We start from the raw sequence: 24,744 nt of genomic DNA, 5'->3' as shown, positions 1-24,744 counted from the left end.
TTCAGACCTCCACCTTCGTCGCGTCGTAGGCGAGCAGCCAGTCGTAGCGCTGGCGCACAACGTCGGGGGCCCAGTTTTCTTCGATATAGGGCCGGGCAGTTTCGATTTGCTCCAGTGCCGGGTTGTGGAAGATTTTCAGCATTTCCATCGATTTGGCCTTCGTCAGATTGGTGCGCTCGATGCGCGCCGCGTCATAGCGGGAAAGCGCCCCCCGGATGTCGCCTGGCTGGTCCGCCAGGCAACGAGCCAGAACATACGCGTCTTCCATCGTGACGTTCACGCCCATGCCCAGATAGGGCGTCATCGAGTGGCATGCGTCGCCGACCAGCGTCACGCGCCCATTGGACCAGCGCTCCAGCGGATCACGGACGAACAGGCCCCATCGGAAGAGGTTTTCAGAGTGAATGAAGAGGTCAAGGATGTCCTGATTCCAACCTTCAAAATCCTCCAGCGCATCGGCCAGTTCGCCGCGCTCGGACCATGATTCGGTCTGCCACACTTCGCTGTCTACCTGGGCCGAAAAGCTCACGAATTGCTCGCCGTTGCGCTGCACCGGATAGCAAGTCACGTGAGCCGTCGGGCCCACCCAGGTCGACGCCAAGGCACGCTTGTGTTGAGCTTTCAGACTCGACATCGGCGCCAAGCCGCGCCAGGCCACCGCACCGGTATACCGTGCGGGGGCCGGGCCGAACTGCGATTGGCGCACGCGAGAATGTGCGCCGTCGCAACCGACCACGACATCGCCTTCAGCGAAGGTCTCGTTGTCGAACAGCAGTCGTGCGCGATCTCCGATCGTCTCGGCACCCAAGGTGCGAGCGCCGAAATGGACCGCATCCGGCTTGATTTTGATCACGGCCTCGTAGAGGATGCGCTGGAGTTCGCCGCGCAGCACCTGGATCAGGGTGTGGTCGACCTTGGAATCCGTGACGTCCCGGTTGTATACAGAGTGTTCTTCTCCCGTCTTCCAGAAGCGGATGACGCGGTCCTCGGGAGAGAGGTTGATGGCCTCAAGAGCTTCCTTCAATCCCAAGTCCGCCATGACGCGGCTGCCGTTGGCCGAGATCCAAAGCCCTGCCCCAACTTCTCGAAGTTCCGGAGATTGTTCGTAGATGTCGACGTCGCATCCCTTTTGCAGAAGCGCGATGGCGAGTGTCAGCCCACCCATGCCAGCGCCGGCAATCAGTACATGTGGCTTGTCGGCCTTTTGTTTATCTTGAGTCATTTTCTCTCCGGTTCAAAGCTCAGTGGGTTCTGCACGAGGTCCTTGATGGCCTCGAGGATCTTTACGTATCCCGTACATCGACAAATGTTGCCGCGCAGGAAATGGCGAATGGTTTCTTCCGAGGGGTTTTCGTGCAGCGACAGCATGGACTTCACCGCCAGGATCATTCCAGGGGTGCAGAAACCGCATTGCAGTGCGCCATGGGCGATGAACGCGCGCTGGACAGGATCCAATCGTCCTTCGTATGCCAGTCCCTCGATCGTGGTGACGTGTCGCTTGTGGACATCGGCGCACAGCGTCGTGCAGCTTGAGACAGGCATGCCGTCGACCAGCACCGTGCAGGCACCGCAGACCTGTACATCGCAAGAGCGTTTCGTGCCAGTCATCCGGAAGCGTTCTCTCAACACGTCGATTAGGAGCTCCCGCGGCTCGATCTCGATGGACCGCTCCGTATCGTTGAGCGATATGTCCACCCGAAGAAGCGGGAAAGTTTGCGTTGTTTGGCTCATTTCAAGCATCCCTCAAGAGCCCGCCGGGCGAGGACGGTGACCAAGTGCTTCTTGTACTCAGCGCTGCCGTGGAGGTCGTCATGCGCGTCTATCTGCTCGGCCTCGGCGCTGATGACAGGCTCCAAAGCTCCCCATACCGCCTCGAAGGAAGCATCGGGGGGCAAGCGTGCGGCCTCTTCCTGCGCTTGTGACAATGGCGCAGGCACAGCCACGATAGCGCCGACCCAAAGACGCAGCCGCTGGGGACCCGTGGGCGACCATACGGCAGCCACGCCCACCGCGGGACGCTCCGTATGGCCGAAGGGTCGATAGGCGGACCTGTCGCCTGGCAACTGACGAGGCACATCAATAGAGACAAGCAGCTCGTCGTCTTTCCGCGCCGTCGCGAATTCGCCGACGTGGAACTCGCGCGAAGCAACGGTGCGCTGAGCAGTTGCACTGGCCAGGACGATCCTGGCATCCAGCGCGCACAACATCGTGGGCGCATCGGCATGGGGTTCCGCGAAGCAAAGTACGCCGCCAAGGGTCCCGGCGACACGCACCCTGATGTTGGCCACATGCTCGCTGAGGTGGGCATAGCCGGGAAGCAACTGCTGAACCAGCGGATCGTTGGCAATCACATGGTGCGTCGACAGCGATCCGATGCTGAGCGTGCCGTCATCGAGAAGGCGAATGCTGCGCAGTTCTTCGACCTGCTTGATATCGATGACATGGTCGTACTGCAGCACGCGCGCCTTCAGGGCGACGAGCAGCTCCGTGCCTCCGGCATGAAACGTCGCGGCATCTCCGAATTGAGCCTTCATCGCCAGAGCTTCGCGCAGGCTTGAAGGCCGATGCAGCGTAAAGCGCGCTGGACGCATCAGTCAGCTCTCCGCCCAAGCCCGGCGGCGACGCCCAGCATCGGCGCCACGAACCACCATCCCGGCGATTGATGGAAGGCGGTCGTCGCCGCATACGCGACCACACAGGCAACCGCGACGCTGACGCCGACGCGCGGCCACTGAAGTACCAGATCGACACCGTGCGAAGACCGGGGCACCGGCACATGCTGCTGAGACGAATAGGCGTGTTGCGGATATGAAGCGAGAGGCGCTTGAACGGCAGCGGAGGGGGCCGGGGTCGGAACCGATGCAACCGATGCAACCGATGCAACCGAGCAGCGGGGTTGCGCCGGTGCGGCGGCAGCCGGATTGGCGATCGAGATCTGAGCAACGGGCGCCGCGGCACCATCGGAGGAATTGGGCTCCGAGAAACCCGCCAGCTCATTGCGCAGCCGCCTTTCGAATTCGCCGAAGAGCTCTTCCGAGCGCTTCTTCACGACCGGGTAGCCCAGCGATGCGAGTCGGCCGGCAACCTGCATTTCCGCATCGATTCCCAGCGTGCACTCAACCTTGTCATCGCCGCGCTTCTCATCGAGGTTGACCTTCATGCGAACATCGATGGTCGTTCCCGTGAACTTGTCGCGCCCCATGGCACTGAGCTCCACGTGGCGCTCCAGCGTGTAAGAGCCCAGCACGATGTTGGTCGGGATCTCCAGTTTGAACGGGCCGATCTTCTGCTTCATCAGCGCCGAGAACTGCTTGAGCGGCTCGACCTCAGTCACGTTCTCGCAGCCCGGAATCAGGCCGGCGACGCGCTGGACGTCGAAGAAGATGGCCCAGAGCTGGGCGGCCGATGCCGGGAGGGTGGCGTCAATCCTGAAATCCATGCTGTCCTCTTCAGTTGTTTTGCGCAGCCTTGACTGCTTTCAGCGCTCGCCAGACCCGCTCGGGCGTCAACGGCAGGTCCTTGATTCGTACTCCCCAGCCTTGGAAGAGTGCATTCGCGACGGCCGGAGCGACCGGCAGGATTGCGCCTTCTCCACCACCGCGGGCGCCAAAGGGGCCGGGGCCGTCAAGGCTTTCGATCAATACGGTTCCAACATGGACCGGCACGTCTTCCATGGTCGGCACCCTGTAGTCGAACAAGGTGCCATTCACCACCTGGCCGTCCTCGTAGATGTATTCCTCGAAGAGGGTATGACCCAAGCCCATCACCATGGCACCTTCGTCCTGGCCCTCTGCGGCCTTGGGATTCATGACATAGCCCAAGTCCGCAGCGCCCCCGACCCGGACAATGCGGACGGCTCCAGTGCTCTCGTCGACCTCGATTTCACATGCGCCGGCACCGGTTTCCCAGAACAGGGGGGCGAGCTTGAACGCGCCGTTCTTCGTCTCCGAGTTCACCCGGCCGACCCCGAAAAACTCGCCAGCGCTCATGCCGTTGAAGCGGCTCAACAGTTCAAGGATGGAGATCGACCCGGCGGGCCCTTCGATGCGGCCTTCTTCCAGTTGGTAGTCCGAAGGCAAACCACCGAGCACAGTGGCAGCCGTCTCGCCAATCTGGCGCAGGATGTCTTCGCAGGCCATCTGTACGGCCAGCCCGATGATCACCGTCGATCGGCTGGCGCCGGTCCCCCAATCGTATGGCGCGAGCAAGGTGTCCGGTTCCGACACTGAAATCATGCGCAGTGGCTGGCGCAGCATCTTCTGCGCGACGATCCGCAGCACGCCTCGATTGCCTTGACCGATTTCGACCGAGTTGGCCGATACATTGATTGAGCCGTCCGCCCGCAGGCGAACGGTGGCCCCGCCAATGGGCATGATGCCGGGATCGCTCACGCCTACCGCAACACCCCGGCCGCGACGTTGTGCGCCGGTCATCTCGGGAAGCGCCTCCAGAGCGCCCACGGCCTGGCGCAGGGAATTGCGCATGTCCACGTCCAGGGGTCGCAGATCCGGCTTGATGGTCTGTCCCTTGTCTGCCATGTTGAACATGCGGAACTCAATGGGATCCACGCCCAACGCATCGGCCATGATGTCCATCTGTGACTCTGTCGCCCAGACGGCTTGCGGCCCACCAATGGATCGGAAGGCCGCGCCCGGTACCGTGTTGGTGTAGACGCCGTACGACTCCAGCCGAAGGTTTGGAATGTGATACGGGCCGATGGCACGAATGGCTGCCTTGATGGCGATCGCTGGCCCAGTATCGGCAAAGGCTCCGCCGTTCAGCACGGCCTTGATGGATTTCGCCGTGATCCGACCGGTTTCGTCGACTGCGGTCTTGAGCGTGATTTCGGCATCGAGGCGTCGGCAGGTCAGCATCGATTCGGAAATGGACAGGCAAACGCGCACGGGTGCCCGAGCCTTCCAGGACAATGCCGCCACCAGCGGATCGATCTTGACCGATGCCTTTCCTCCAAAGCCTCCGCCGATGTAGGGCGAATGCACACGCACGCATGCCAGAGGAATGCCGAGTGTCTCCGAGCACACCCGGGCGATCGCGGTCGGCGTTTGACCGCCACTCCAGATCTCCAGTGCATGCGGCTTCCAATTCGCGATGCTGACATGAGGCTCCATCGCGAAATGGAACACCATCGGAAAGGTGAAGGTGTCTTCGAAGATGCGGGCCGCCGCGGCATAGGCCTGGTCCACATCCCCGCTGGTGTACTTCCAGTGCTGGAAGATGTTTGTCCCCTCTACGGGGCTGGCCTCGCCTCGAAAATAGAAATCCTTCAGCTTGTCCATCTCTTCATGGACAAGTTCGGCGCCTTCGGCCATCGCCTCGCGGGCGGTTGTCACGAAAGGCAGCGGCTCGTACTCGACGACGATGGCATCCACAGCCTCTTCCGCTGTGACCTCATCGATGGCCGCAACCGCTGCGACCGGATCGCCGACATACCGCACTTTTTCTATAGCAATCACCTCGCGATCGCGCAGGTAGAGTCCCCACCGGTTGGCACTCCCGGGGAGGTTTCTCATGTCGGCCCCGGTAAGGACGGCAACCACACCCGGCATGGCCAGCGCAGCGCTCGTGTCGATGCTGCGGATGCGAGCGTGGGGCACCGTGCTGCGCAAGATCTTCCCTTGCAGCATGCCGGGCACCTCGACGTCGCTGGCGAAGATCGCCGCGCCCGTGACTTTCTGGAGATAGTCGGCACGAGGCTCCTGATGGAGCGGAAGGTTCGGATGGGAATGCATACCGAGTAGGAGGGAGGTTACTCGTCCAGGGTGATGTGCGACTGGGAGATCACAGCAGCCCAGGTCTTGGTTTCTGCCGCTTGCCGCTTCGCGACATCCTCGGGCGAGCTGGACGTGGGCTCTACACCGACCGCGTACATCCGTTCCTTCACCTCTGCGGAGTTCATGGTCTTGGCGATTTGCGGAACCATCTTGGCGATGACGCTCTTTGGAACTCCGGAGGGCGCATAGAGAGCGAACCACGTCACGGCCTCGAAGCCGGGGAGCACGGTCTCCGAGAGGGTCGGGATATTGGGCATTGCCTGCGCACGCTTGGCCGTCGTCACTGCCAGCGCCTTAAGCCTGCCAGCCTTGATTTGCGACAGCACCGCCGGGCCTTGTTCGATCGCCATCACGACCCGGCCAGCGATGAGGTCCACCACCATAGGACTGCTGCCCTTGTACTGAACCGGCAGCAGATCGACGCCGGCGCGCTGCTTGAAGAGTTCCATGAACACATGCTGGGACGTCCCCTTGCCAGCCGAACCGTAGGCGTACTCGCCCGGTTTTGCCTTGAGGTAGGCAATGAGTTCCTGAATGGTGTTCACCGGCAGCGAGGCCGGCACGACAACATAGGAGGGATTGAATCCCAGCATAGAGACCGGCTCGACATGGCTGGCGACTTCCTTCATGCGCGGCAAGAGCTGCGGCAGGATGGAGAACATCGACGACGCGCCGATGAGCAGCGTTTGGCCGTCCGCCGGCTGCCGTGAGACGTATTCGGCGCCAATGAGTCCAGAGGCGCCAGCCCTGTTGTCGACGATGGTGGGCTGCCCAAACTCGGCGAGTCCGTTCGCCACCGAGCGGGCATAGAGATCGGTTGCACCGCCCGGCGGGTACGGCGCAACGATCGTGATGGCTTTGCTGGGGTAGGTCTGCGCTTGTACAGAGATCGCAAGCACAGCCAGTGCGACCCCGCAGCACGCCGCAAGTACCTTTTTCGTCGTGAACATAAAGAAACTCCTACAAATGGGTCTCGCGAGCGGGCGTCTCTTCCGTTGCGTACAGCAGAATACGATATCGCCCTAGGGAATCTAATTCTGTTCTGCGCCACGCTATGATGTCAAGCGGAATTTGAGCGGCATTTGTAATGTGGGAGCCTGGCAATTCGTTCGCCTTGCCTTTTTGCACGCATGTTCAGCGACCCTCAGAAGCGAACGACGGCCCGCCGCCAGATAGCGCTGCACCGCCCCACTCGTTTGTGGAGCCAGCAGAGGTGGCCTAGGCCACTTGTTCATCGGATTGGCTTACATAGATCCGTGATGTCGAAGAAACCTCAATTGGACGGAGCAACTGATGAAAGCTGAGAGAGAAGACGAGCAAAAGGTCGGAGGCGTTGCCGCCGTCGAAAGAGCTTTCGCGATCCTCCGTGCTTTCCGCGCAGGCGACACTTCGCTCAACCTGAGTGAGCTAGCGCAGCGCACTGGGATGTACAAAAGCACCATCCTGCGAACAATGACCTCGCTGATCCGCGAGCATTGCATCGTTCGCCTCGATGACGGCACCTATCAATTGGGCTCGATGCTTCTGCATTGGGGGGGACTCTATCAAGCGGCCCTGCGGCTCGACGACCACGTGCCCGCTATCCTGAGACGATTGGTTCAGGAAACAGGCGAAGGCGCTTCCTTCTTCACTCGTGAGGACAATCTGAGGGTGTGCCTGTTTCGAGTTGACTCGCCGAAATCGGTACGCGATCACATCCGCACCGGTGACCTTCTGCCCTTGGATAAAGGTGCCGCCGGCAGAGTGCTGCACAGCTTCGACCGCGCACTGACTCCTCCGGCAAATTTCCCCGAGCAGCCGCTCATCGTGACCATTGGCGAGCGAGAGCCGGACATTGGCGCGATTGCCGCGCCGGTCTTCGGTCCCATGGGCAGTCTGCGCGGCGCCCTGGCTATTTCTGGCCCGTCGGCACGTTTCTCCTCAGAGTTCATACCTGGCATGTCGCTGGCGGTGCTCAAGGCTGCCTCCGATTTGACCCGGCGCCTCGGTGGCGACACTGCAGTGTTCGAAACCGCATCTGCAAATTCCGACTTCGCTTCAACGGTTCCATCGTCGGCATCCGCGAGAGCGACCTAGCATCGCCCGTCAGCTCGCATCGCGTGCTCCATGGCGTGGCTTCGCAAGAGGAGCAGCGACAACACACCGTTGCCGAAGCCATGCGCCTCTGTAGAGGCGGACCGCGTACGAAGTTCTGCCATAGAAAGGTCGAGAGCCTGTTTGTCTCGGCCAAGGTGGCCCGCGTTGTCGTTCGTATTGTTCGCGACTACGCACAGACCGCGGCGCCATCCATGAATCATGGCCGATGCCGGCCGGCTTTCATGCATGCCAGATCGTGCCTTCGACACTGGATGCAATTGGCTTGAGCTTCTTTGGCGGGAGATTCCAGGGGTCGAGGTCAGCGGCTATTCGGTGGATATCTCCGATGCTTCCCGACGCGCCCCCGTGCCGTGCCCGGCCAAGCCCCATCGACTATGCGAGGACCAGCCGACTACCGAAGTCGATCCCCACGTCCTGGTCGGTGGACGCGGCTGGCCAGTGCGAGACAGGGAGCTGCTTACGGCGCTTCTGAGATCGCGCGGTCTTTGGCTCGTTCAGCTTCCTGCAACTGCCGCCATGCGATCTTGCCTGTGGCTAGTCTCGGAAGCTCCTCAACAAACTCCACCAACCGAGGATATTTGTAGGCAGCCATTTTTGCTTTGGACCATTCAATGACATCTGCAGCAGATACGCGTCCTCTCGCAGCCTCATGCAGCACGATCACAGCTTTCACCGTCTCTCCGCGATAAGGGTCGCTGGCGGCGATCACGCATGCTTCTCTCACGTCCGGATGCTCATGCAAGAGTGCCTCGATTTCTGTAGGCCACACCTTGTAGCCGGCCGCATTGACCATGCGCTTGAGCCGATCCACCATGAAGAAGTAGCCGTCCTGGTCCATGTAGCCCAGATCTCCGGTACGAAAGAACTTTCTTTCGTCCAAGTCGATAAATGCATCGCGGGTAGCGGTTTCGTTGTTCCAGTAACCTTTGAACGTCTTGTCGCTGGAGACAACGATTTCGCCTACCTCGCCTTGTGGCAACTCCCGCAGATTCTCGGGATCCACGATCCGCACATCGGTATTGAACAGCGGGACGCCCAAACACCGCCGCTTGAAATGCACGGCAGGGTTGCCCGTGAAAGGCATGCCCTCGGACAATCCATAGCCTTCAAGAAAGTCGAGTCCGATCAACGCCTTGATGCGCTCGCCCACCGCTTCAGGCATCCCTGCGCCTCCGCCCCCCAAGCGCCGCAGCGATCGCAGGTCATAACTGTCCAGGTGAGGGCTGGCCAAGAAGTCAATCAACATGGTCGGCATCATGTTCCAGTGCGTCACCTTGCAGCGGGCAATCAGTTCAGCCGCGGCATCCCGATCCCATCGCTGGAGCAGGACCAGCGTCCCCCCAACATAGATCGGGGTGTTCATCATGTTCTGCATCCCGGTGATGTGGAAGAAAGGGAGCGCCGCCAGCACGACAGTTTCCGATTGCATCCCCATCCAGTGGGCCACCGAATTGGTGCTTGCCATCATCGAGCGGTGCGTATGCATGCAACCCTTGGGACTGCCAGTGGTTCCCGAGCTGTAGAGAATCACCGCCACCTGCTCGAAGTCCTGCGCAGCAGGGCTTGCGGTCGTATGCCCGGCCGCCATGGCCGATTCGAAGTCGTGGACCGATGGAACCGAACGTGCGGACACCCGTTCCATAGGGCTACCCGCCAGAGGTCGCCCGTTTGCGACGACGACTGCCGCAAGCTCCGTGGCCCCATCCATGGCCAAGAGTTCGTCCAGGTCTTCGCTGCCACAGAACGCGACAAGCGCTTGGCTGTCTGCTCGGTAGTGCCCTAGCTCCCCACGCTTGTTCATCGGGTTAACAGGTACCACCACGGCACCAACCCGCAGGATTGCGTAGTACGCGATGACAAACTCCCGGCAGTTCTGCATATACAACATGACGCGGTCCGCTCCTTGGACTTTCAGACCCCGCTCCAGGAACCCGGCCATCCGATCCACCTGATCGAGTAGCTCACAGTAGGTGAGGGAACCACGCGCATCTATCAGGACAGCCTTTTCAGGAAAACGGACTGCCGACACGAACAGGTTGAAGTAAAGAGTGGTGGCCGGCGTCGTCAGCTGGTGCGGAAGGTGTTGAGGCCAGTTACGGATTTGCTGCGATTTCATCGTTCTAGTTCAGTCCATCAATAACATTCAGTCGAGCGTGATGTTGAATGCGGAGATCGCCTTCGCCCAGGCCTGCCGATCGCGATTTACTCGTTTGCCGAAGGCATCATCATCGGTGCCGGTTGGCTCTTGCCCAGTGGGCAATATGCGCGCCGAGATCTCGGGACGTTGCACGATCTTGACGATGAGCTGGGACAGTTGCGCAACGATCGCCTTGGGCGTGCCGGCAGGGGCAAAGACTCCGCACCATCCGCTCGCATTCATCTCGGGGAAACCTGCCTCGATGAACGTGGGAACGTTTGGCATCAGCACTGAACGCACCGGGTTTGCTATCGCAAGAATGCGGATCTTGTTGGCATCCGCGTACTGCTTGTAGGTACCCACGGCACCCCATCCCGAGGTCAGGTTGCCAGACAGGACGTCCTGCAGGGCGGGGACCTCCCCAGCATAGGGGACGTGGACCAACTGGATGTCCGCTTGCTGGCTAAACTGCTCTGCCCAAATATGCGCCGAGGTGCCCTTTCCGTATGAGCCATAGCTCAACTTTCCGGGCTGCGCCTTCGCCAGCGCAATAAATGACTTCAGATCGGTAGCAGGGACGCTGCTGTTCACGCCGAAAGCCACCGGCGTGTTCGACACCTCCGCCACTGGAGCAAGATCGCTGAGTCGGTAAGAAGAATTTTTGCGCAACAGATCAGCCTGCAGAACGCCAGTGTGCGTGACGAGCAAGGTGTATCCATCATGTGCCGAATGCGAGACCGCTGAAGCCGCAATCATTCCGCTCGCACCGGTCTTGTTTTCGACGATGACCGGCTGCTTCAACTCCTTGGAAAGCTCTTCACCGAGAATCCGCGCGACAGTGTCAATGCTTCCTCCCGGATTGGTAGGCACGATCAATTTGATCGGCCTGCTGGGGAAGGCGGTCTGGGCGGCGGCCAGCGTGCCTGCCGACGCCACGGCGGCGGCAAGCAGGAAATTCCGGCACGTTGAGAAGAACTGAACGCGACACTTCATGATGATGACTCCATTGATGCATCTGACAAGGAAACCAGTGGGCAGAGAAGTTCAACCCGGTGATGGCGAGGGCAGAGCGTTTTCGTCGAGGAATTCAGGCTGCGCGGCGAACCGGGCCAGGTGGTGATCGGTGTCGCCGAGCATCAGCTCAATCACAGTGAGCCGCTTCACATAGTGGGAGACAGGGAACTCGTCAGTGAGCCCCATCCCACCATGCAATTGCACGGCTTGTTGCGCGATGAACCTCATGGCTTGGCCTGCGCGAGCCTTGGCCGCCGACGTGATCCGCCGACGCTCCTGCGGACCTACCCCCGCGGAGAGCTTGGCCGCCGCAAGCGTGGAGATGGCGCGCGCCTGAGCAAGGTGGATCGCCATGTCGACCATCCGATGCTGCAAGCTTTGGAAGCTGCCGATCGGTACACCGAACTGCTGGCGCTCCTTCAGATAGGCCAATGTCGCGGCGTTCAGGGCATCCATAGCGCCGACGGCTTCACCGCAGAGCAACACGATGCCGTAGTCCGTCGCCGCCTCAAGGAGATCCCAGCCGCGACCTTCGGAACACAATAGAGACGATATGGGCAACCGAACATCATTCAGTTCGACGTCGGCCGCGCGCAGGCCATCGATCGTCCGGTAGTCGCGCACAACGACACCTGGCGCATTAGCAGGTAGCAAGAAGAGGGATATGCCTCCCGTCTCCCGGCGGCCCCCAGAACTACGGGCGGATACGATGAGATGTTCCGCCTGCCCGCCATGCATCACGACCGTCTTGGTGCCGTCAAGCAGATGGCCACCGTCGATCACTCTCCCCGTCGTCGCGACGTCGAACAGGTCGTGCCGGGATTGCCGCTCCCCCAGCGCACAGGCCAGCTTGATGCGACCTGCAGCGACCTCCTCCATCAGCGCGGTGTGGCGACCGGAGAGCTTGAGAAACTCGGCGCCCATCGCCGATGAAAAGCAGGGCTCGACCAGCAGACCGCGCCCTAGCTGCTCCATCACAATGAACATGTCCAACACGCTGCCGTCGAGCCCGCCAAGAGACTCGGGCAACGCCAGCGCCGTCACTCCAAGTTCGGCCAGGGCGGTCCACGCCTTCTCCGAGACACCAGTCTCTGAGTGAATGATGGCCTTTCGTTGCTCGAAGCTGTAGTCCTTTTCGATCCAGCGGCGCAAACTGTCGGCGAACTGTTGCTGTTCCTGTGTGTAATTGAAGTTCATGATTCGATCCCTTACAGGCCCAGTACGAGCTTGGCGATGACGTTTTTCTGGATTTCGTTGGATCCGCCGTAGATCGCGATCTTTCGGTAATTGAGATACAGCGACGCCAAAGGCGCTGCGTCGTCGTTCTGCGTCACGCTGTGCGCGCGGTCGCCAATGAGGAACGCGGGATCGAAGGGAGCACCATAGGGGCCAACGGCTTCCAGCATCAGCTCGGTGATTGCCAGCTGAATCTCGCTTCCTTTGATCTTCAGCATCGATGCTTCGGGGCCTGGTGATCTGCCGTGGCTTTCCCGGGAGATTGTTGTCTGCACCAGCATCTCAAGTGCCATCAACTCGATCTCAAGGGACGCCACCTTTGCGGCAAACACGGGGTCGCTCAGTAACGGCTTATCGTTCTTGTGCTGCTTCTGCGCCAGTCGCTTGAGCAGACGCATTTCTCTCTTGGAGCGCCCGACGGCCGCGATGTTTGTGCGCTCGTGACCCAGCAGATACTTCGCGTAGGTCCAGCCCCGGTTCTCCTCGCCGATCAGGTTCGCAACCGGAACCGCGACGTTGTCGAAGAACACTTCGTTCACCTCATGCTCTTCGTCGAGCATGATGATGGGCCGCACAGTGATGCCCGGTGTTTTCATGTCGATCAGCAGGAAGGAGATGCCTTCTTGCTTCCGCGCCTTTGCATCGGTGCGCACCAGGCAGAAGATCATGTTGGCGTGTTGCGCCCACGTCGTCCAGGTTTTCTGACCGTTCAGGATGTAGTGATCGCCGACCCGATCTGCGCGCATCTTCAGCGCAGCCAGGTCGGAGCCTGCGCCGGGCTCCGAATAGCCCTGACACCACCAGTCGTCGCAGTTCAGGATGCGCGGCAGGTAGTGGCGCTTCTGCGCCTCGTTGGCGAAGGCCATGATGACGGGTGCCACCATGTTGACGCCGAAGGGCATGACGATTGGTGCGCCCGCGGCGGCACACGCTTCTTCCCAGATATGACGCTGGACTGCGGACCAGCCTGTTCCCCCGTACTCGACCGGCCAGTTGGTCCCAACCCATCCCTGCGCGGCCAGGATCTTGTGCCAGCGTACGAAGTCTTCGCGGTTCAACCGCTTGTGGTGGAGCACCTTGGCCCGCAGGTCTTCGGGCACGCTCTCCTGCAACCAAGCGACCACGGTGTCGCGGAACTCCAGGTCCCCCGCGCTGTAGTTCAGATCCACATTTGCTCCTTATGCGTTGATTCAAAGTGAGGAACCGTCGCGATCGCTCACGCTTCTGCGGCGCAGCGGCACTGCCGGCCGCTGCGAGCGGTCTGAGTGGGTGCGAGGACTTTGCGTTAGATGGGCGGCCAGTTGAAGACGTCCGCTGTTTCCTCGAGGGGCGTCAAAGCGTGGCGCATGGCGGGCAGTGCGTGTTCGGCGATGCTCTCGGGCGTCCAACCATCCGACTGATGTACAGATTTGGCCGGGCGCGGCTGGCTCATGAGCATGATTTCATTCGCGCGCACAGCGAAAACCTGGCCATTGACATCTGCACCCAGATCACTCGCGAGGAACACGGCCAAGGGTGCGACCTTGGCTGGCGTCATCAACTGCTGCTTGCGCTCGGCAGCAAGCCGCTGGGCTTCGGTCGTGATCGGAACAGATGCCACCATGCGCCCCCAAGCAAACGGAGCAATGCAGTTGGAGCGGACCCCGGATCGCTGCATGTCGAGGGCAATGGAGCGCGAGAGACCCACGATGCCCAATTTGGCGGCCGCGTAGTTGGCCTGCGCCCGGTTGCCGACGAGTCCCGAGGTGGAGGTCATGTGGACAAAGGACCCGCTCCCCTGCTCCTTGAAGAATGCGGCCGCAGCACTGCTTGTGTAGAAAGAGCCGTAGAGATGCACCTTCACTACCGCGTCCCACTCTTGTTCGCTCATTTTGTGGAAGAAGCGATCGCGCAGGATTCCCGCATTGTTGATCACGCAATCTATCCGACCGAAAGTGTCGACCGCTTGCTGGATCAGCCGGCGAGCTCCGTCCTGCATGGCGATGGAATCTGTGTTGGCGCTGGCCTCCCCCCCGGCTGCTTGGATTTCTGCGACCACCCCGCCTGCCGGCCCCGGATCGCCGCCCTCGCCACTGAGCGATGCGCCGATGTCGTTGACCACGACTCGAGCGCCGGCCTGTGCCAACTGCAGTGCGATGTCTCGCCCGATGCCGCCGCCCGCGCCCGTGACCACGGCAACCTTGCCATCCATGAATTTGCTCATTGCTTCACTTTCATTTATTGAAAACGCGCTCGGGCGTGGCTGATCACGACAGCGTCGCGCGCGGCGACATGGCCCTCAAGCGCTACATGTGTGCCTTCGTCCCACATCCGGAACTCGACTTCCTCGCCTGGGTAGAGCGGCGCGGAAAAACGGGCATCCAAGCCGTGCAACTTTTGCGCGTCGCCTGAAGCGAAGGCCCGAATGACTGCAACGGCCGCCAAGCCATAGGTAGCCAGGCCGTGAAGAATCGGCCGGGGGAAGCCAGCGCGGCGCGCAACTTCCAAATCAATATGAAGCCGGTTGGCGTCTCCACAGAGACGATAGAGCAATGCTGCTTCTTTCCGTACCGAGTACCGCACGCGCTGATCGGCCTCCCGTGCTGGAGCTGCAGCGAGCGGGGGCAAGGGCTCATCGTCAAGAATCAGGTCGGCCGCCCCGCTTGCCGAGAAGCCCCCGTCGCCTCGGCAAAAGAAAAGCTGCCACGCCTGCCCATAGCGCTCTCCCTGCTCGGACTGCAAGGTCTTGCGCACGGTGATCAGCGCGCCTTTTCCTTCGCCCTTGTCGACGATGCGGCAGACGCGAGACACGCCGACGACACGGCCGTGCGGAGGCAACGCACGCTCCAGCGCGATTCGCTGCTCCCCGTGGACCAGGCGCGCGGCATCAATCTCCATCGACCTTTCGTCACGAGCCCAGAAGCCGGGCGACGCAATTACGGCCGCAATGGACGGCACAACCACCTGGTCGGCCTCGTCCACCAGTCGCAACTGGTACCTATCGAGCGGGTCGGATACTGCACCAATTGCCAAAGCATAGAGCGCCGACTCGCGCAAGGAGTAGTCGTGAATGACTGTTCGGCTCCAGGCCATCACGGCTTCGACGTTCACGCTTTCGCTCCCGCATCATCCAGCACGAAGACAGGCACTCTGACACTCCCTGCGCGACCAAATGCGACTCGCACGGCCTCGCCAACGGCCAGTGCTGCAGGCGCCGCGTCCACAATGTTGGACAACATGCGTACGCCCTCTTCCAGCTGGATGAAAGCGAGAACCTGCCGGTCGGAGGCTGCTCCGCTCACTGTGTAGGAGTAGATGCGCCCGCGGCCGCTCGCGTCGACCCAGTCGACTTGGGCCGAGAAGCAATGTGGGCAACTACGGCGGGGGTAGTAGTGGCGCTTTCCGCAGTCTCGGCACTGGCCGAATAGCAAACGCCCTTGTGCGGCCGCGGCGAAGAACGCCTCGTTTTCTGGATTCGTAGCGGGAGCGGGCCATTCGCGGTCGTCTGAAAGAAACATCTGGTTAACTCCGTCCGAGAATGAGCGTGGCGCTTCCATGACGCGCCCCCAAATTGCCGCCAGTGCCTTGGGCGAGAGCGATCTCGCAATTGGGAACTTGGACCTTTGGATGCGCCTCGCCACGCAACTGGCGCACGGCTTCGATCACCTTGGTGATGCCGCCGCGGTTGGCAGGATGGTTGTTGCACAGGCCGCCGCCATCTGTGTTGAAGGGCAGCCTGCCGACGCCGGAGATGAGACCGCCGTCCTGCACGAAACGGCCGCCCTCACCCTTGCGGCAGAACCCAAGATCTTCCAGCTGGAGCAAAACTGTGATCGTGAAGCTGTCGTAGATGGAGGCGTACTGGATATCGGCCGGTTTGACGCCCGCTTCAGCAAAGGCTTGCGAACCCGAATGCGCCGCCCCCGTAACCAGCAGGTCCTCCCAGCCGCCATAGACACCGCGCACAGACTCTCCCGCGCCCAGCACAGTGACCACTGGGCGCTTGAGACTTCTCGCAATCTCTGGCCGAGTGACCACGAGCGCGCCGCCGCCATCACTCACAACACAGCAATCGAGACGATGAAGCGGGTCTGCGACGAGGGGTGAGTTGACCACGTCCTCGACGGTGACGAGCTGGCGAAGCATCGCGTTCGGATTGTGCTGAGCGTGCGTGGCAGCCGCGACTTTGATCCAGGCCAACTGCTCTGGCGTCGTGCCGTAGACATGCATGTGGCGGCGCGCAGCAAGGGCGTAGCCGGTGAGCGTGTTCATGCCGAAGGGCTGCTCGAACGCCACATCTGGCGATGTAGCACCGTATTCGCGCGGCTTCGCCGTCGACGGATCAGTGCGCGGCTTGCCGGCCAGCGTGATCAGCGCGACATTGCACTTGCCCGCCGCAATGGCCTGGGCCGCGTGCGCGACGTGGATGAGATACGAGGAGCCTCCGGTCTCCGTCGTGTCCAGATGCTTCACGTCCAGCCCCATGTAGTCCAGCATGGACAGAGGTCCCAACCCTGGAGCATCACCGGCGCAAAAGTAGGCGTCGACGTCCTTGATCGAAAGCCCCGCGTCGGCGAGTGCTCCGCGAGCGCACTCCGCGTGCAACTGGGCAACCGAGTGATGCTCGGCTTTGCGCAGTGGATGTTCGAACGCGCCCGCAATGCAGGCTTTTCCCTTCATGGTCATGAAGACGCGCTTTCCGTTGGGCGTCGAAGTTCGCGCTGGCAGCATCTGCGTTTCATTTGTTAATTCCCTCAGACAGAACGGTGTTGTGCGTACAGGAACGATTTTGGGGCGGAATTTCGGAAAGCGCAATAGCCCTGATCAATTTCCTAACGCCGCGGCTCCGACGACCGCTCTGCATCGAGCGCGACCCACAGCCTGCGCAACCGCCGTCTACCAGAGCGAAATCCCCTCTTCGCGGTCCAGCCGCCATGCCACTCCAATCCAGGCGGGCCAGAGCCCGGCGGCGCAAATCGGTCGGTCCTTTCCCGCCGTGGAGCCAGCCTTGCCGCAGTTCCTTCCATCCTTCAATGGCGATTGAAATGAGCAGTGCGCGAGCTTTGGAAGGGCTCCCTTCGACCGCCGAGGAGCTGGGCACTGCGGCATCCCCATCTGGCTGTGCCCGCGCCTCGTCTGCACCAGCGTCTGCACGTTGCGGCTTACGCGTGCCCGGATTACGGATGGCGGTGATGTGGGGGAACAGCTCGACGCTCCGGTGCTCGGGGCGTAGAGGAGGTGATCACGGCCGTGCGAACTCCCACGGGCCTGCAATTGCACCGCAAGCTCATGTCCCTCGCGCGACCGCGCGACTCTCTGCGTCTCGTGGTGAATGCCGACGACTGAAGGGCCTCGATGCAGAGCAGTCACAAAGTGAGCCTGTGGCTCATCGATGGCTTCGCTGAGAGCTCGCACAACCCGAGTGCTTCGCTTGCGCTTTCGCAAGCACAGCGAGAAGTGCGATCCAGAACAGGCAGGTCATTTTGGAGAACATGCTGGACTCCAAACGGAGGCCATCGAAGCCGAGCTGGGCCGCTTCTCTCCCCACCAGCCCGACGCCGCGGAACACGCAGCAACGGCCGCACCCTGCCGCCGGCGCGCCTGCAGCGCGCCGATGTCCACCACCGAACCGAGTCGATCACCTGCGCGTACGGCAAGAAGCCCAGGCGCATTGACCAGGACGTGGCCGACAGGCCCGACGATGTTCCCGCGTGCCTACCGTCCGAACGTTCGCCCAGAGTCAAGTGTCGAGCACGCACCCCCTCAGCGATCGACCGGCTGAATCGACGATGGCCGAGGTCCCGCAAGCAGCTCGACTCACCTTGCTCTGGACCATTTCTTTCGCGGACGCAACGGGCATCTCATGGGGAACGTGGGCGCCATTCCTTCGGATGCGATGGAATGCGCTGCAGGTTGCGCCGCTCACGCATCCGAGGACGCGATGTCGACGCGCATTGCCGGGTGAATAACATCACCGTTCTTCAGAATCTGCACATCATCCAGCCAGAGGTTGCAGTTACGCATTGGCAGGTCCAGGTGGCACGCAGTGTCGTTCGTACCGCCGAGCTCCAGGTTCGGCCCGAGCGAGAAGAGCACGTTGCCGTAGAAGGACAGCGCATTCATGACATGCTCGCTCGTGAGTTGGCGCGTCACCGAAAATTGATACCAGCGGGCTTTTTCATTGAGACCCCAACCGATGTGAGAAATGGCGTAGGCCCGAGGATCGCAGAAGCTGTCGATATAACTGCGAATGAGCTCGGCATCTAGTCCCTCGCCGATTATTTCGACCACATAGCCCTTCTCGACACGCAGCACCACTGGCGACTGGACATACTGTTTAAAGGCGCAAAGGATGTCACCGGGCTGCATCACGACCACACCATCGACACCGCCGTCGTTGCCTTGAGTGAAGGAGAAACCCGATGGGAAATGGTCCCAGCGCCCGGCCTCGGCAGTGAATCCGTACTCCGAGATGACCGGATACTGGCCGAGCTTGTAGACGATGTCGGTCCCGGCATCCGAAGTGAAGCGCAGTTGCTTTGCCGACTCCAACAATCCCTTCGCGTACTCAACGCGGCGCCGAAGATCCTCGGTGGGGAACATCTGCTTCAACACATGGAAGGGTTCCATCACCCGCAAGATGCGTACACCCGCGGCTTGGATCTCTGCCTGCTCACGCGAGAACAGCAGGCCGACCATATCGATGACCATGCTCGCGGATTTCAGCGTGGTCATTGCGAGCGCATTGCCCACCAAAGGGTGCCGTCCTTGCACACCGACCGCGTTTTGCCGACCGCGGCGCAGGTTCATGTTGAACGTGGTGGCCCCAAGGTGGGCAGCGGCCGCCATGAAAGCATGAGCGTGCTCCTGCCATTCGTCATCGGCAGTGAGTACCACGACGCTCTCTCCCTGCTTCACTCGACAGAGCTCCAGCTCGCGAGTGAACAGATCGAGCATTTCGACATCAAGTTTCAATTGCTTCTCCTAATCCGATTGATATTGGCGGCGCAGCGCGGTACTCAGCAGGTCGCTGAATCCAGCAAAGTCCTCTGCTTGCAGCTGATGTCCCGCGCCTGCTAGACGGAGCGCCTCTAGATCAGGGCGCAGATGACGCATCTCCTCAATGTCCGCATCAGAAACCACGCCGCCCTCGCCTGCGCATATCAAGGAGACTGGGCATGCACTCGCTGCAAGGTCTGCAAACATGTCCTGAGAGTGGAAGTCCTCGTAGGCTGCATAGACCGCTCGCTCATCGCAAGTCGACAGCCATTCCGCGCGCAAACTTTGTAGATCCTCTGGCCACGGAGCGGCAGTGCTCCTGCGCAACGCCTCGGCCGCTTCCCCGCGTTGGGCTGCGTGTAATAGACCAAGGGTCCGGGCGATGGGAACAGGGTAGCTTCTTCGACCGGGCCCGCTGGTGGGCGGGTCCACGAGCACAAGGCCATGCACGAGTTCTCGATCTTGTACCGATACCCGCAGCGCTATCCGAGCGCCCATCGAATGCCCAATCAGGATCGTAGGCCCCAACTCTGTCTGGCGAATAAAAGCTGCAACGTCATGCGCGCACGTGGTCAGTCCGTAGTCGAGATGCGGTCCGGCCTCGGACAGTCCACGACCTCGGACATCCAGCACGAAACAGTCATGGCGGCTCATGAGCCATCTGCCGACGTGACTCCAGAGGATTGCAGGGCTCACGATGCCGGGCACGATGAGCACGCGGGGACCAACACCCGGGAAATGCAGGTAGTGCTGCCGTATGCCATTGGCACGGACGTTTGTTCCTCTTCCAAAGTTCAAGTTTTCTCCATTGCTCGCAGCCCCGGAAAAGCGGAGGTTCATTCTGCCCTAAGGAATCTTATTCCGTCAAGCAAAACAAACAGCAAGGTGCGCGCGACAGAGACTCCAAGCCGCGGCGAACTTGCGCTTTGCTTGCGAACTCGCTGCGTCGGGTGCAGCCCAGCTTCCGCTAAGGACGAAATACACGCGTATTGGATTTACCCAGCGGCTGCGCCGCATCGTCGACCAAGGCGTTGGGTGGCCTGGCGCTTGAAGGGATCACGGCTGCAGAGGTTGCGCGGGAATCACCGGCAGCCTGAAGGGACGACCACTCTGCGCGGCGGACGCTTTCGTAACTGGAAAGCACGCGCGCGGTAAGTGGCAGGATTCGGCGCACAATCATCAGGCACCGCACTCATAGTCAGCAAGTCTGAGCGGTAGCCAGAGAGCATGGATGTTCCAGGACAGCTTGCGGGATCTCAAGTGCCAGCTCCGCTCGCATGGCCGGTGTGGTCGTGTGTTCGTCCTGATCCACGGAGAAGTCATCTCCGCCAAGCAGGCCGATTAGCCTGAACCGGGCTTGCCTTTGCGGTGTCGACAGCAACGGCTGCCAGTCATTCCAGCAAGGCTTCATTCCCTCAACAATGGCGTAGGCCCGCATCTCAGCGTCAGCGTTCCCCCCGGGCTTGACGGACTATCCCCGGGGGGCTCTCTTCCTCCCACTGAACGGAGTTCCTGGGAGCTTCGTTTTTCTTTGGATGCTAACTCGGCGGCATCGCCTCCAACGCCTTCGCTGACCGTGCGAGGCCGGCGAAGATGCCTTCGGAGACGGCCGCCGGAAAACCCTCTGGCACGCGCGCGCCGACGCGCTCAATGACGCGCGGGGTTGCCGCCAAAACCCGCTGAATCAGGCTCTCGGCATCCTGCCCAAAGTGGCATCTCTGGGCTGTTGCATTGAAGTGCCGACGCTGGATATCCTTGAAACGGTAGTGCTTGTTCTTTCCCAAAACAGCCATCGCGAGCTTGGCTTCATGTCTGGAGAACTGGCTCGGCCCGTTGCCCTCTACCGGCCATATGGACATGACATCGTAGATTGGCGTGAGGCGGTAGCGGCCCTCTGGTAGTAACGCTATGCTGAAATTCTTCGCGTGGCCGTCAGGAGCGCCCAGCATCCAGAAAAGCAGTTGAACGGTGAGTAGCGTGCCCAGGTCCTCATGTGCCTGCACAGACTGGCGCAGCACGTTGGCCAGGTCAATCATCCCCGGACCGCCATCAGCCTCGTACTTCAAGTGCGAGGGTTTTCCAAGCGCCTGGCAAAAGTCCTCCTGGAGAAGGCGTAGCCACCATTTGCCAGAAGAATGCATTCTGCGGTCGAAGCGTTCGACCGCGAGCACCTTTTGACTTCCGAAGTGCAGCACAGCCGACCGGGGTACCGGGATTCCGTACTCTTCGAGGATGGCCAGACATAGCCACTCGTTCTCGACGGACGTGCTGAAGTCTGCCTTGCGGTGCCCCACCAGACCTAGTGGCAGTTTCAGGATGTGAGTGGTTGGCGTGGCGCCGCGAGGCAGGAGCCACTGGCCTTCGTGCCAGAGAAGAGCCGTTTTTTCCTGTGCACCAGCCAGAGAGATGCGCAGCTCGTCGTCTGCGCCCATGCCAAGTCCGAAGCCACCCGGTGCGACCGTCTGCTGGAGGAGGCGTTCAACATCTGCTTCGTTCATGGGCAAGCCGTCGATGCGCTCGGCGCCGGCCGGCGCGGCGTCCTCCCCCAGCAACTGGATGGCGCCCACGCAGTCTCGCCCAACAGCCTGCAGGAGGTCGAATGTCCCGGCTGTCTCCGTTTGGAAGCGCTGAGCGAGACGCTGCCGGATGGCGATGCTGTCGGGCAAGAGGTTGTCAAAGTAGTTCTGGACCAACGCGCCTTTGTGAGCAATGCCCCGGACGAGGGGCAAGGACAGCGACAGCGGTCGCCCAGACGCGGACTCCAGCCATCTTTCGTCGTAGCGCAGTTCGTCCGCCCCGCGCCCAGGGACGCGCCAAGTGCCGACTCGTTCGCCATTGGCCCACACGGAAAGTGCCTGTGAGTGTGCTTTGCGGCCCATTTGTCACCACTCCGGCTTTTGGTCCGGAAGGTGGCCGCCCCGGACGATGGCGCCCTGACCAGCGGAATCGAGCGTTTGCGTAGCGGATGCCACCGCTGCACTTGGCTTGGCGCCAACCACGACTTCCAAGCCGAGAACTGCGAAAATATCCAGTAGCTGGCCAAGGCTCACAGAGCCCGGGTTCAACTCCATGTGCGACATTCGGCTCTGGCTGATGCCCACGCGCTCGGCGAGTTTTTTTTGCGAGAGCCCCGCGGCTTTTCGAGCAGCTTTGAGGAGTGGTCCCAGCTGCGAAGGGATCGAAAGCACTTGTCTCATCGGACTACCCGTGTGGATGATAATCACAGTTTAACTATGTGAAGGGTATTCGGCGTAATACCCATAAAACAGATAATCTGCAGATTACTCACCACGTCGCTAGTTTTCCGGGACTCCGCAGAGGTGGTCCATCGCTTCTCCTCGGCGGCTTTGTACCGTTCAGTTTGCGCATTGGCCCTGAACTAGCAGCACTGCTCTCGCAACCGCCTTGCCCTATCCCTCATTGCTCTGGCAGTACCGCAGCTCGCAAGCCTTCGATCATGCGATTGCGTCCGGAAAGAAAGGCGTCGAAACGCTGCCTCCCCATTAATCCCTGGATCATTTCCGTCGGGATAGTGATAGTGCACCAACCACACCACTAAACCTCATGATCACCCGGTCCGACTCATAGCAGACCGATCCGACGACCCGACCGACCAGCAACGGCCTCTGCGGCTACGCAGCGGGAGTTTCTGTTCGGACGGCGCATGTCGATTTCCGACTTCGGCCAGATCTGGTTATCGGCGAAGGTCTGCTAGGGGCATTGCCATCAAGGCATCTGCCGGCGGGCCCGTGCGGTTCTGAAGGCCGGTGGTATGCGGACATCGTCAACGCAAAGCCTGTCGGCGAGATGTCGTGCAATCAAGGACAACCAACGTACCCGCGGCAATGTTCTCCTCGACCATGTGCAAAGGTATCCCGCCCCACTCCACGCAGTCCTTGACCGGAGCGGTCAAAGAGCACAACCCGATATGGTCCTCGAGACTGGCAACCCGACCGCTTACCGCCGACTGGACGCGGTTGAGCTTGCGAGCCGCAGCCGAGAAGCTTCGCGCGCATCAGGATTGCCGTGATGATTTCCAATACGCGCGGCCCTGCTTCCCTCAATGAGCTTGTGAATGAGCTGGCGCCTGCAGTGACTGCTGCCAGCCTCCAGGACGCCCTGGAGGCCGACATCATCCTTCTGCCCGTGCAATTCGCAGCACATGCACAGATCGCGAAGGCCAGGAAGGACTGGAAGGGCAAGACCGTCGTTGATGTCACGAACTTCCGCGAAACGGACCTCACACCGCTTGGTGGGTTGCAATCAAGTGATTTCGTGGCTATGGGCCTTCCCGGTGCGAGAGTGTCAAGACGTTCAATCAGCTCCCGGCAGCTCTCCTCGCGAGCAATCCGGTCGAGGGCGGCGGACGGCGGACGGCGAGTGATGTTTGTGGCTGGGAACCATGACGAGGCGAACACAGAGGTTGCATCTTTGATCGCGTCGCGGAAGCCTGCTGCGGTTCCGCGGTCCGCTCGTTCTGCAGAACCTCATTGAGCTCGGCGGCTGAGCGGGCTCGATCGTTGTCCATCCTTCGTGGGACTACAGAAAGACTCAATTCGGAGGATAGGCCTGGGCAAGCAACGATCCGAACCACGGGCCGGCCAAAGACAGATTCGCTTCAACTTGAGGCGAGTACCGCGCACGAGCCGCGCTGCCTTCTCCCGTGGCATATGCGTTGAACATGAAATGGACCGTCTGTGGGCTCCGCAGCTGCCAGGAAGGTCTGGAGCACCTTGACCCGTCAGGCCTCCGAACGATCTGCGGACCGAGAGCACGCCAGTTTGGGCGCCCACGCCCGAATTTTCGCAAACGCCCGCGGGCTCCTCTTTTTAAGTCCCTGGGAAGCATTTCACTGCCGTGCCGCCGCAGAGCTGGTCGACGGTGCGGCGGGTGGCCGCTTGCGGGCGCCGCTACTTGATGCAGGAACTTCCGTTTGGAATCGAGAGCTGAGGTCCGCGTTAGACCGGACTCGACGAAAGCTGCTTCGCGACTTCTCTGAGATTCGTCGTTCGTTGCATCAAGTTGGTCCGGAAGCCCGCGCCATGGCGAGCGTGTCGATGTATTCGCGGATTTTCGTCACCTTGCCGTTTTGAACGGTGATGGCGAAGACGAAGTGGTCCTCGAACGTCCTGTTCGTGGCTTTGACCTTCCCGCGGCTGAAGCCGATCATCAGAACCCGGTCGCCTTGCGCAACGAACTCGGGGGGCTCGGGAAACGAAGTCGTCAACTCGGAAGACTTGTGCAGCAAGTCGATAAGTCCCGCGTGCCCGCGGTGCGTGCCGGCCAGCGGCCAGTCCGCGCCCGGAATGATCCACTCGATGCCATCGTCCGACAAGGTTCGCAGACCCCGCTGGTCGCCGCGGCCAACAGCCGCAAAGAAGTCCTTGACAGTCCGTACATTCGCTTGTGTGCTCATCGAGATTTCTCCATTTACATTGCAGCGCATCGTGTCCGACCAATAGGACACGATTGAAAAAAACCGAGACTGGA

The 24,744-nt window shown here is 61.0% G+C and carries 21 protein-coding genes and 1 pseudogene; 2 read left to right on the top strand and 20 right to left on the bottom strand.

Annotated features, from left to right (window positions below):
- Nucleotide 1: 1 nt before the first annotated feature.
- The 6 genes from AC1DEK_RS07425 to AC1DEK_RS07400 are packed head-to-tail and all read right to left on the bottom strand — an operon-like array spanning nt 2 to nt 6,742.
- On the bottom strand, nt 2–1,222 hold the full coding sequence (locus AC1DEK_RS07425) for an FAD-dependent oxidoreductase (protein WP_478124567.1): 1,221 nt from the start codon (nt 1,220–1,222) through the stop codon (nt 2–4).
- The gene (locus AC1DEK_RS07420; protein WP_478124566.1) at nt 1,219–1,731 is read right to left on the bottom strand and encodes a (2Fe-2S)-binding protein; all 513 of its coding nucleotides are present in this window, start codon (nt 1,729–1,731) and stop codon (nt 1,219–1,221) included. Before AC1DEK_RS07420 ends, AC1DEK_RS07425 begins: the two co-directional genes overlap by 4 nt.
- Nucleotides 1,728–2,591, bottom strand: coding sequence for an FAD binding domain-containing protein (locus AC1DEK_RS07415; protein WP_478124565.1), 864 nt, complete (start codon nt 2,589–2,591; stop codon nt 1,728–1,730). The genes AC1DEK_RS07420 and AC1DEK_RS07415 overlap by 4 nt, the downstream gene beginning before the upstream one ends.
- Nucleotides 2,591–3,439: a CoxG family protein gene (locus AC1DEK_RS07410; protein ID WP_478124564.1), complete on the bottom strand. Its 849-nt coding sequence runs from the start codon at nt 3,437–3,439 to the stop codon at nt 2,591–2,593. The genes AC1DEK_RS07415 and AC1DEK_RS07410 overlap by 1 nt, the downstream gene beginning before the upstream one ends.
- A gap of 10 nt (nt 3,440–3,449) precedes the next feature.
- The gene (locus tag AC1DEK_RS07405) at nt 3,450–5,750 is read right to left on the bottom strand and encodes a xanthine dehydrogenase family protein molybdopterin-binding subunit (RefSeq protein ID WP_478124563.1); all 2,301 of its coding nucleotides are present in this window, start codon (nt 5,748–5,750) and stop codon (nt 3,450–3,452) included.
- Between the two features lie 17 nt (nt 5,751–5,767).
- Nucleotides 5,768–6,742 (bottom strand): Bug family tripartite tricarboxylate transporter substrate binding protein, encoded by a 975-nt coding sequence (locus AC1DEK_RS07400; RefSeq protein WP_478124562.1) that lies wholly within the window; start codon nt 6,740–6,742, stop codon nt 5,768–5,770.
- A gap of 343 nt (nt 6,743–7,085) precedes the next feature.
- Between AC1DEK_RS07400 and AC1DEK_RS07395 the strand changes: the two genes are divergently transcribed.
- A complete protein-coding gene (locus AC1DEK_RS07395) occupies nt 7,086–7,868 on the top strand; it encodes an IclR family transcriptional regulator (protein ID WP_478124561.1) in 783 nt (260 codons plus the stop codon).
- Nucleotides 7,869–8,346: 478 nt separating this feature from the next.
- Here AC1DEK_RS07395 and AC1DEK_RS07390 read toward each other — a convergent pair whose 3' ends face one another.
- From AC1DEK_RS07390 to AC1DEK_RS07330, 13 genes and pseudogenes are all read right to left on the bottom strand, one after another.
- Nucleotides 8,347–10,005 carry a long-chain-fatty-acid--CoA ligase gene (locus tag AC1DEK_RS07390; RefSeq protein ID WP_478124560.1) on the bottom strand — a complete coding sequence of 553 codons (1,659 nt, stop codon included), beginning with the start codon at nt 10,003–10,005 and terminating at the stop codon, nt 8,347–8,349.
- Between the two features lie 27 nt (nt 10,006–10,032).
- Nucleotides 10,033–11,019, bottom strand: coding sequence for a Bug family tripartite tricarboxylate transporter substrate binding protein (locus AC1DEK_RS07385; RefSeq protein WP_478124559.1), 987 nt, complete (start codon nt 11,017–11,019; stop codon nt 10,033–10,035).
- A gap of 51 nt (nt 11,020–11,070) precedes the next feature.
- On the bottom strand, nt 11,071–12,237 hold the full coding sequence (locus AC1DEK_RS07380) for an acyl-CoA dehydrogenase family protein (RefSeq protein ID WP_478124558.1): 1,167 nt from the start codon (nt 12,235–12,237) through the stop codon (nt 11,071–11,073).
- An 11-nt stretch (nt 12,238–12,248) separates the two neighbouring features.
- The gene (locus AC1DEK_RS07375) at nt 12,249–13,445 is read right to left on the bottom strand and encodes an acyl-CoA dehydrogenase family protein (RefSeq protein WP_478124557.1); all 1,197 of its coding nucleotides are present in this window, start codon (nt 13,443–13,445) and stop codon (nt 12,249–12,251) included.
- 116 nt (nt 13,446–13,561) lie between these two features.
- Nucleotides 13,562–14,479 carry an SDR family NAD(P)-dependent oxidoreductase gene (locus AC1DEK_RS07370; RefSeq protein ID WP_478124556.1) on the bottom strand — a complete coding sequence of 306 codons (918 nt, stop codon included), beginning with the start codon at nt 14,477–14,479 and terminating at the stop codon, nt 13,562–13,564.
- 14 nt (nt 14,480–14,493) lie between these two features.
- A complete protein-coding gene (locus tag AC1DEK_RS07365; protein WP_478124555.1) occupies nt 14,494–15,366 on the bottom strand; it encodes a MaoC family dehydratase in 873 nt (290 codons plus the stop codon).
- Entirely contained in the window at nt 15,363–15,773 is a 411-nt protein-coding gene (locus AC1DEK_RS07360; RefSeq protein ID WP_478124707.1) for a Zn-ribbon domain-containing OB-fold protein, read from the bottom strand. The genes AC1DEK_RS07365 and AC1DEK_RS07360 overlap by 4 nt, the downstream gene beginning before the upstream one ends.
- A 4-nt stretch (nt 15,774–15,777) precedes the next feature.
- On the bottom strand, nt 15,778–16,941 hold the full coding sequence (locus AC1DEK_RS07355; RefSeq protein WP_478124706.1) for a thiolase domain-containing protein: 1,164 nt from the start codon (nt 16,939–16,941) through the stop codon (nt 15,778–15,780).
- Nucleotides 16,942–18,177: 1,236 nt separating this feature from the next.
- Nucleotides 18,178–19,230, bottom strand: coding sequence for a 2,5-dihydroxypyridine 5,6-dioxygenase NicX family protein (locus AC1DEK_RS07350; RefSeq protein WP_478124554.1), 1,053 nt, complete (start codon nt 19,228–19,230; stop codon nt 18,178–18,180).
- Between the two features lie 9 nt (nt 19,231–19,239).
- On the bottom strand, nt 19,240–20,094 hold the full coding sequence (locus AC1DEK_RS07345; protein ID WP_478124553.1) for an alpha/beta fold hydrolase: 855 nt from the start codon (nt 20,092–20,094) through the stop codon (nt 19,240–19,242).
- Nucleotides 20,095–20,792: 698 nt separating this feature from the next.
- Nucleotides 20,793–22,133 carry a type II toxin-antitoxin system HipA family toxin gene (locus AC1DEK_RS07340; protein WP_478124552.1) on the bottom strand — a complete coding sequence of 447 codons (1,341 nt, stop codon included), beginning with the start codon at nt 22,131–22,133 and terminating at the stop codon, nt 20,793–20,795.
- 3 nt (nt 22,134–22,136) lie between these two features.
- Nucleotides 22,137–22,442, bottom strand: coding sequence for a helix-turn-helix domain-containing protein (locus AC1DEK_RS07335; protein ID WP_478124551.1), 306 nt, complete (start codon nt 22,440–22,442; stop codon nt 22,137–22,139).
- Nucleotides 22,443–23,038: 596 nt separating this feature from the next.
- A pseudogene (locus AC1DEK_RS07330) lies at nt 23,039–23,224 on the bottom strand (hypothetical protein); the annotation flags it as partial.
- 59 nt (nt 23,225–23,283) lie between these two features.
- Here AC1DEK_RS07330 and AC1DEK_RS07325 point away from each other — a divergent pair.
- Nucleotides 23,284–23,748, top strand: coding sequence for an NAD(P)-binding domain-containing protein (locus AC1DEK_RS07325; RefSeq protein ID WP_478124550.1), 465 nt, complete (start codon nt 23,284–23,286; stop codon nt 23,746–23,748).
- Between the two features lie 523 nt (nt 23,749–24,271).
- Here AC1DEK_RS07325 and AC1DEK_RS07320 read toward each other — a convergent pair.
- Nucleotides 24,272–24,670, bottom strand: a complete 399-nt coding sequence (locus AC1DEK_RS07320; protein ID WP_478124549.1) for a nuclear transport factor 2 family protein — start codon at nt 24,668–24,670, stop codon at nt 24,272–24,274.
- Nucleotides 24,671–24,744 lie beyond the last annotated feature (74 nt).

Source organism: Variovorax sp. 10N420 (assembly GCF_056394705.1).
The sequence above is the reverse complement of the archived record's forward strand: the minus strand, read 5'-3'. Positions and strand labels throughout refer to the sequence as shown.

Coding starts and splice junctions, on each gene's coding strand:
- AC1DEK_RS07425 (WP_478124567.1), bottom strand. CDS start 1,222: ATGACTCAAGATAAACAAAAGGCCGACAAGCCACATGTACTGATTGCC.
- AC1DEK_RS07420 (WP_478124566.1), bottom strand. CDS start 1,731: ATGAGCCAAACAACGCAAACTTTCCCGCTTCTTCGGGTGGACATATCG.
- AC1DEK_RS07415 (WP_478124565.1), bottom strand. CDS start 2,591: ATGCGTCCAGCGCGCTTTACGCTGCATCGGCCTTCAAGCCTGCGCGAA.
- AC1DEK_RS07410 (WP_478124564.1), bottom strand. CDS start 3,439: ATGGATTTCAGGATTGACGCCACCCTCCCGGCATCGGCCGCCCAGCTC.
- AC1DEK_RS07405 (WP_478124563.1), bottom strand. CDS start 5,750: ATGCATTCCCATCCGAACCTTCCGCTCCATCAGGAGCCTCGTGCCGAC.
- AC1DEK_RS07400 (WP_478124562.1), bottom strand. CDS start 6,742: ATGTTCACGACGAAAAAGGTACTTGCGGCGTGCTGCGGGGTCGCACTG.
- AC1DEK_RS07395 (WP_478124561.1), top strand. CDS start 7,086: ATGAAAGCTGAGAGAGAAGACGAGCAAAAGGTCGGAGGCGTTGCCGCC.
- AC1DEK_RS07390 (WP_478124560.1), bottom strand. CDS start 10,005: ATGAAATCGCAGCAAATCCGTAACTGGCCTCAACACCTTCCGCACCAG.
- AC1DEK_RS07385 (WP_478124559.1), bottom strand. CDS start 11,019: ATGAAGTGTCGCGTTCAGTTCTTCTCAACGTGCCGGAATTTCCTGCTT.
- AC1DEK_RS07380 (WP_478124558.1), bottom strand. CDS start 12,237: ATGAACTTCAATTACACACAGGAACAGCAACAGTTCGCCGACAGTTTG.
- AC1DEK_RS07370 (WP_478124556.1), bottom strand. CDS start 14,479: ATGAGCAAATTCATGGATGGCAAGGTTGCCGTGGTCACGGGCGCGGGC.
- AC1DEK_RS07360 (WP_478124707.1), bottom strand. CDS start 15,773: ATGTTTCTTTCAGACGACCGCGAATGGCCCGCTCCCGCTACGAATCCA.
- AC1DEK_RS07355 (WP_478124706.1), bottom strand. CDS start 16,941: ATGACCATGAAGGGAAAAGCCTGCATTGCGGGCGCGTTCGAACATCCA.
- AC1DEK_RS07345 (WP_478124553.1), bottom strand. CDS start 20,094: ATGAACCTCCGCTTTTCCGGGGCTGCGAGCAATGGAGAAAACTTGAAC.
- AC1DEK_RS07340 (WP_478124552.1), bottom strand. CDS start 22,133: ATGGGCCGCAAAGCACACTCACAGGCACTTTCCGTGTGGGCCAATGGC.
- AC1DEK_RS07325 (WP_478124550.1), top strand. CDS start 23,284: ATGATTTCCAATACGCGCGGCCCTGCTTCCCTCAATGAGCTTGTGAAT.
- AC1DEK_RS07320 (WP_478124549.1), bottom strand. CDS start 24,670: ATGAGCACACAAGCGAATGTACGGACTGTCAAGGACTTCTTTGCGGCT.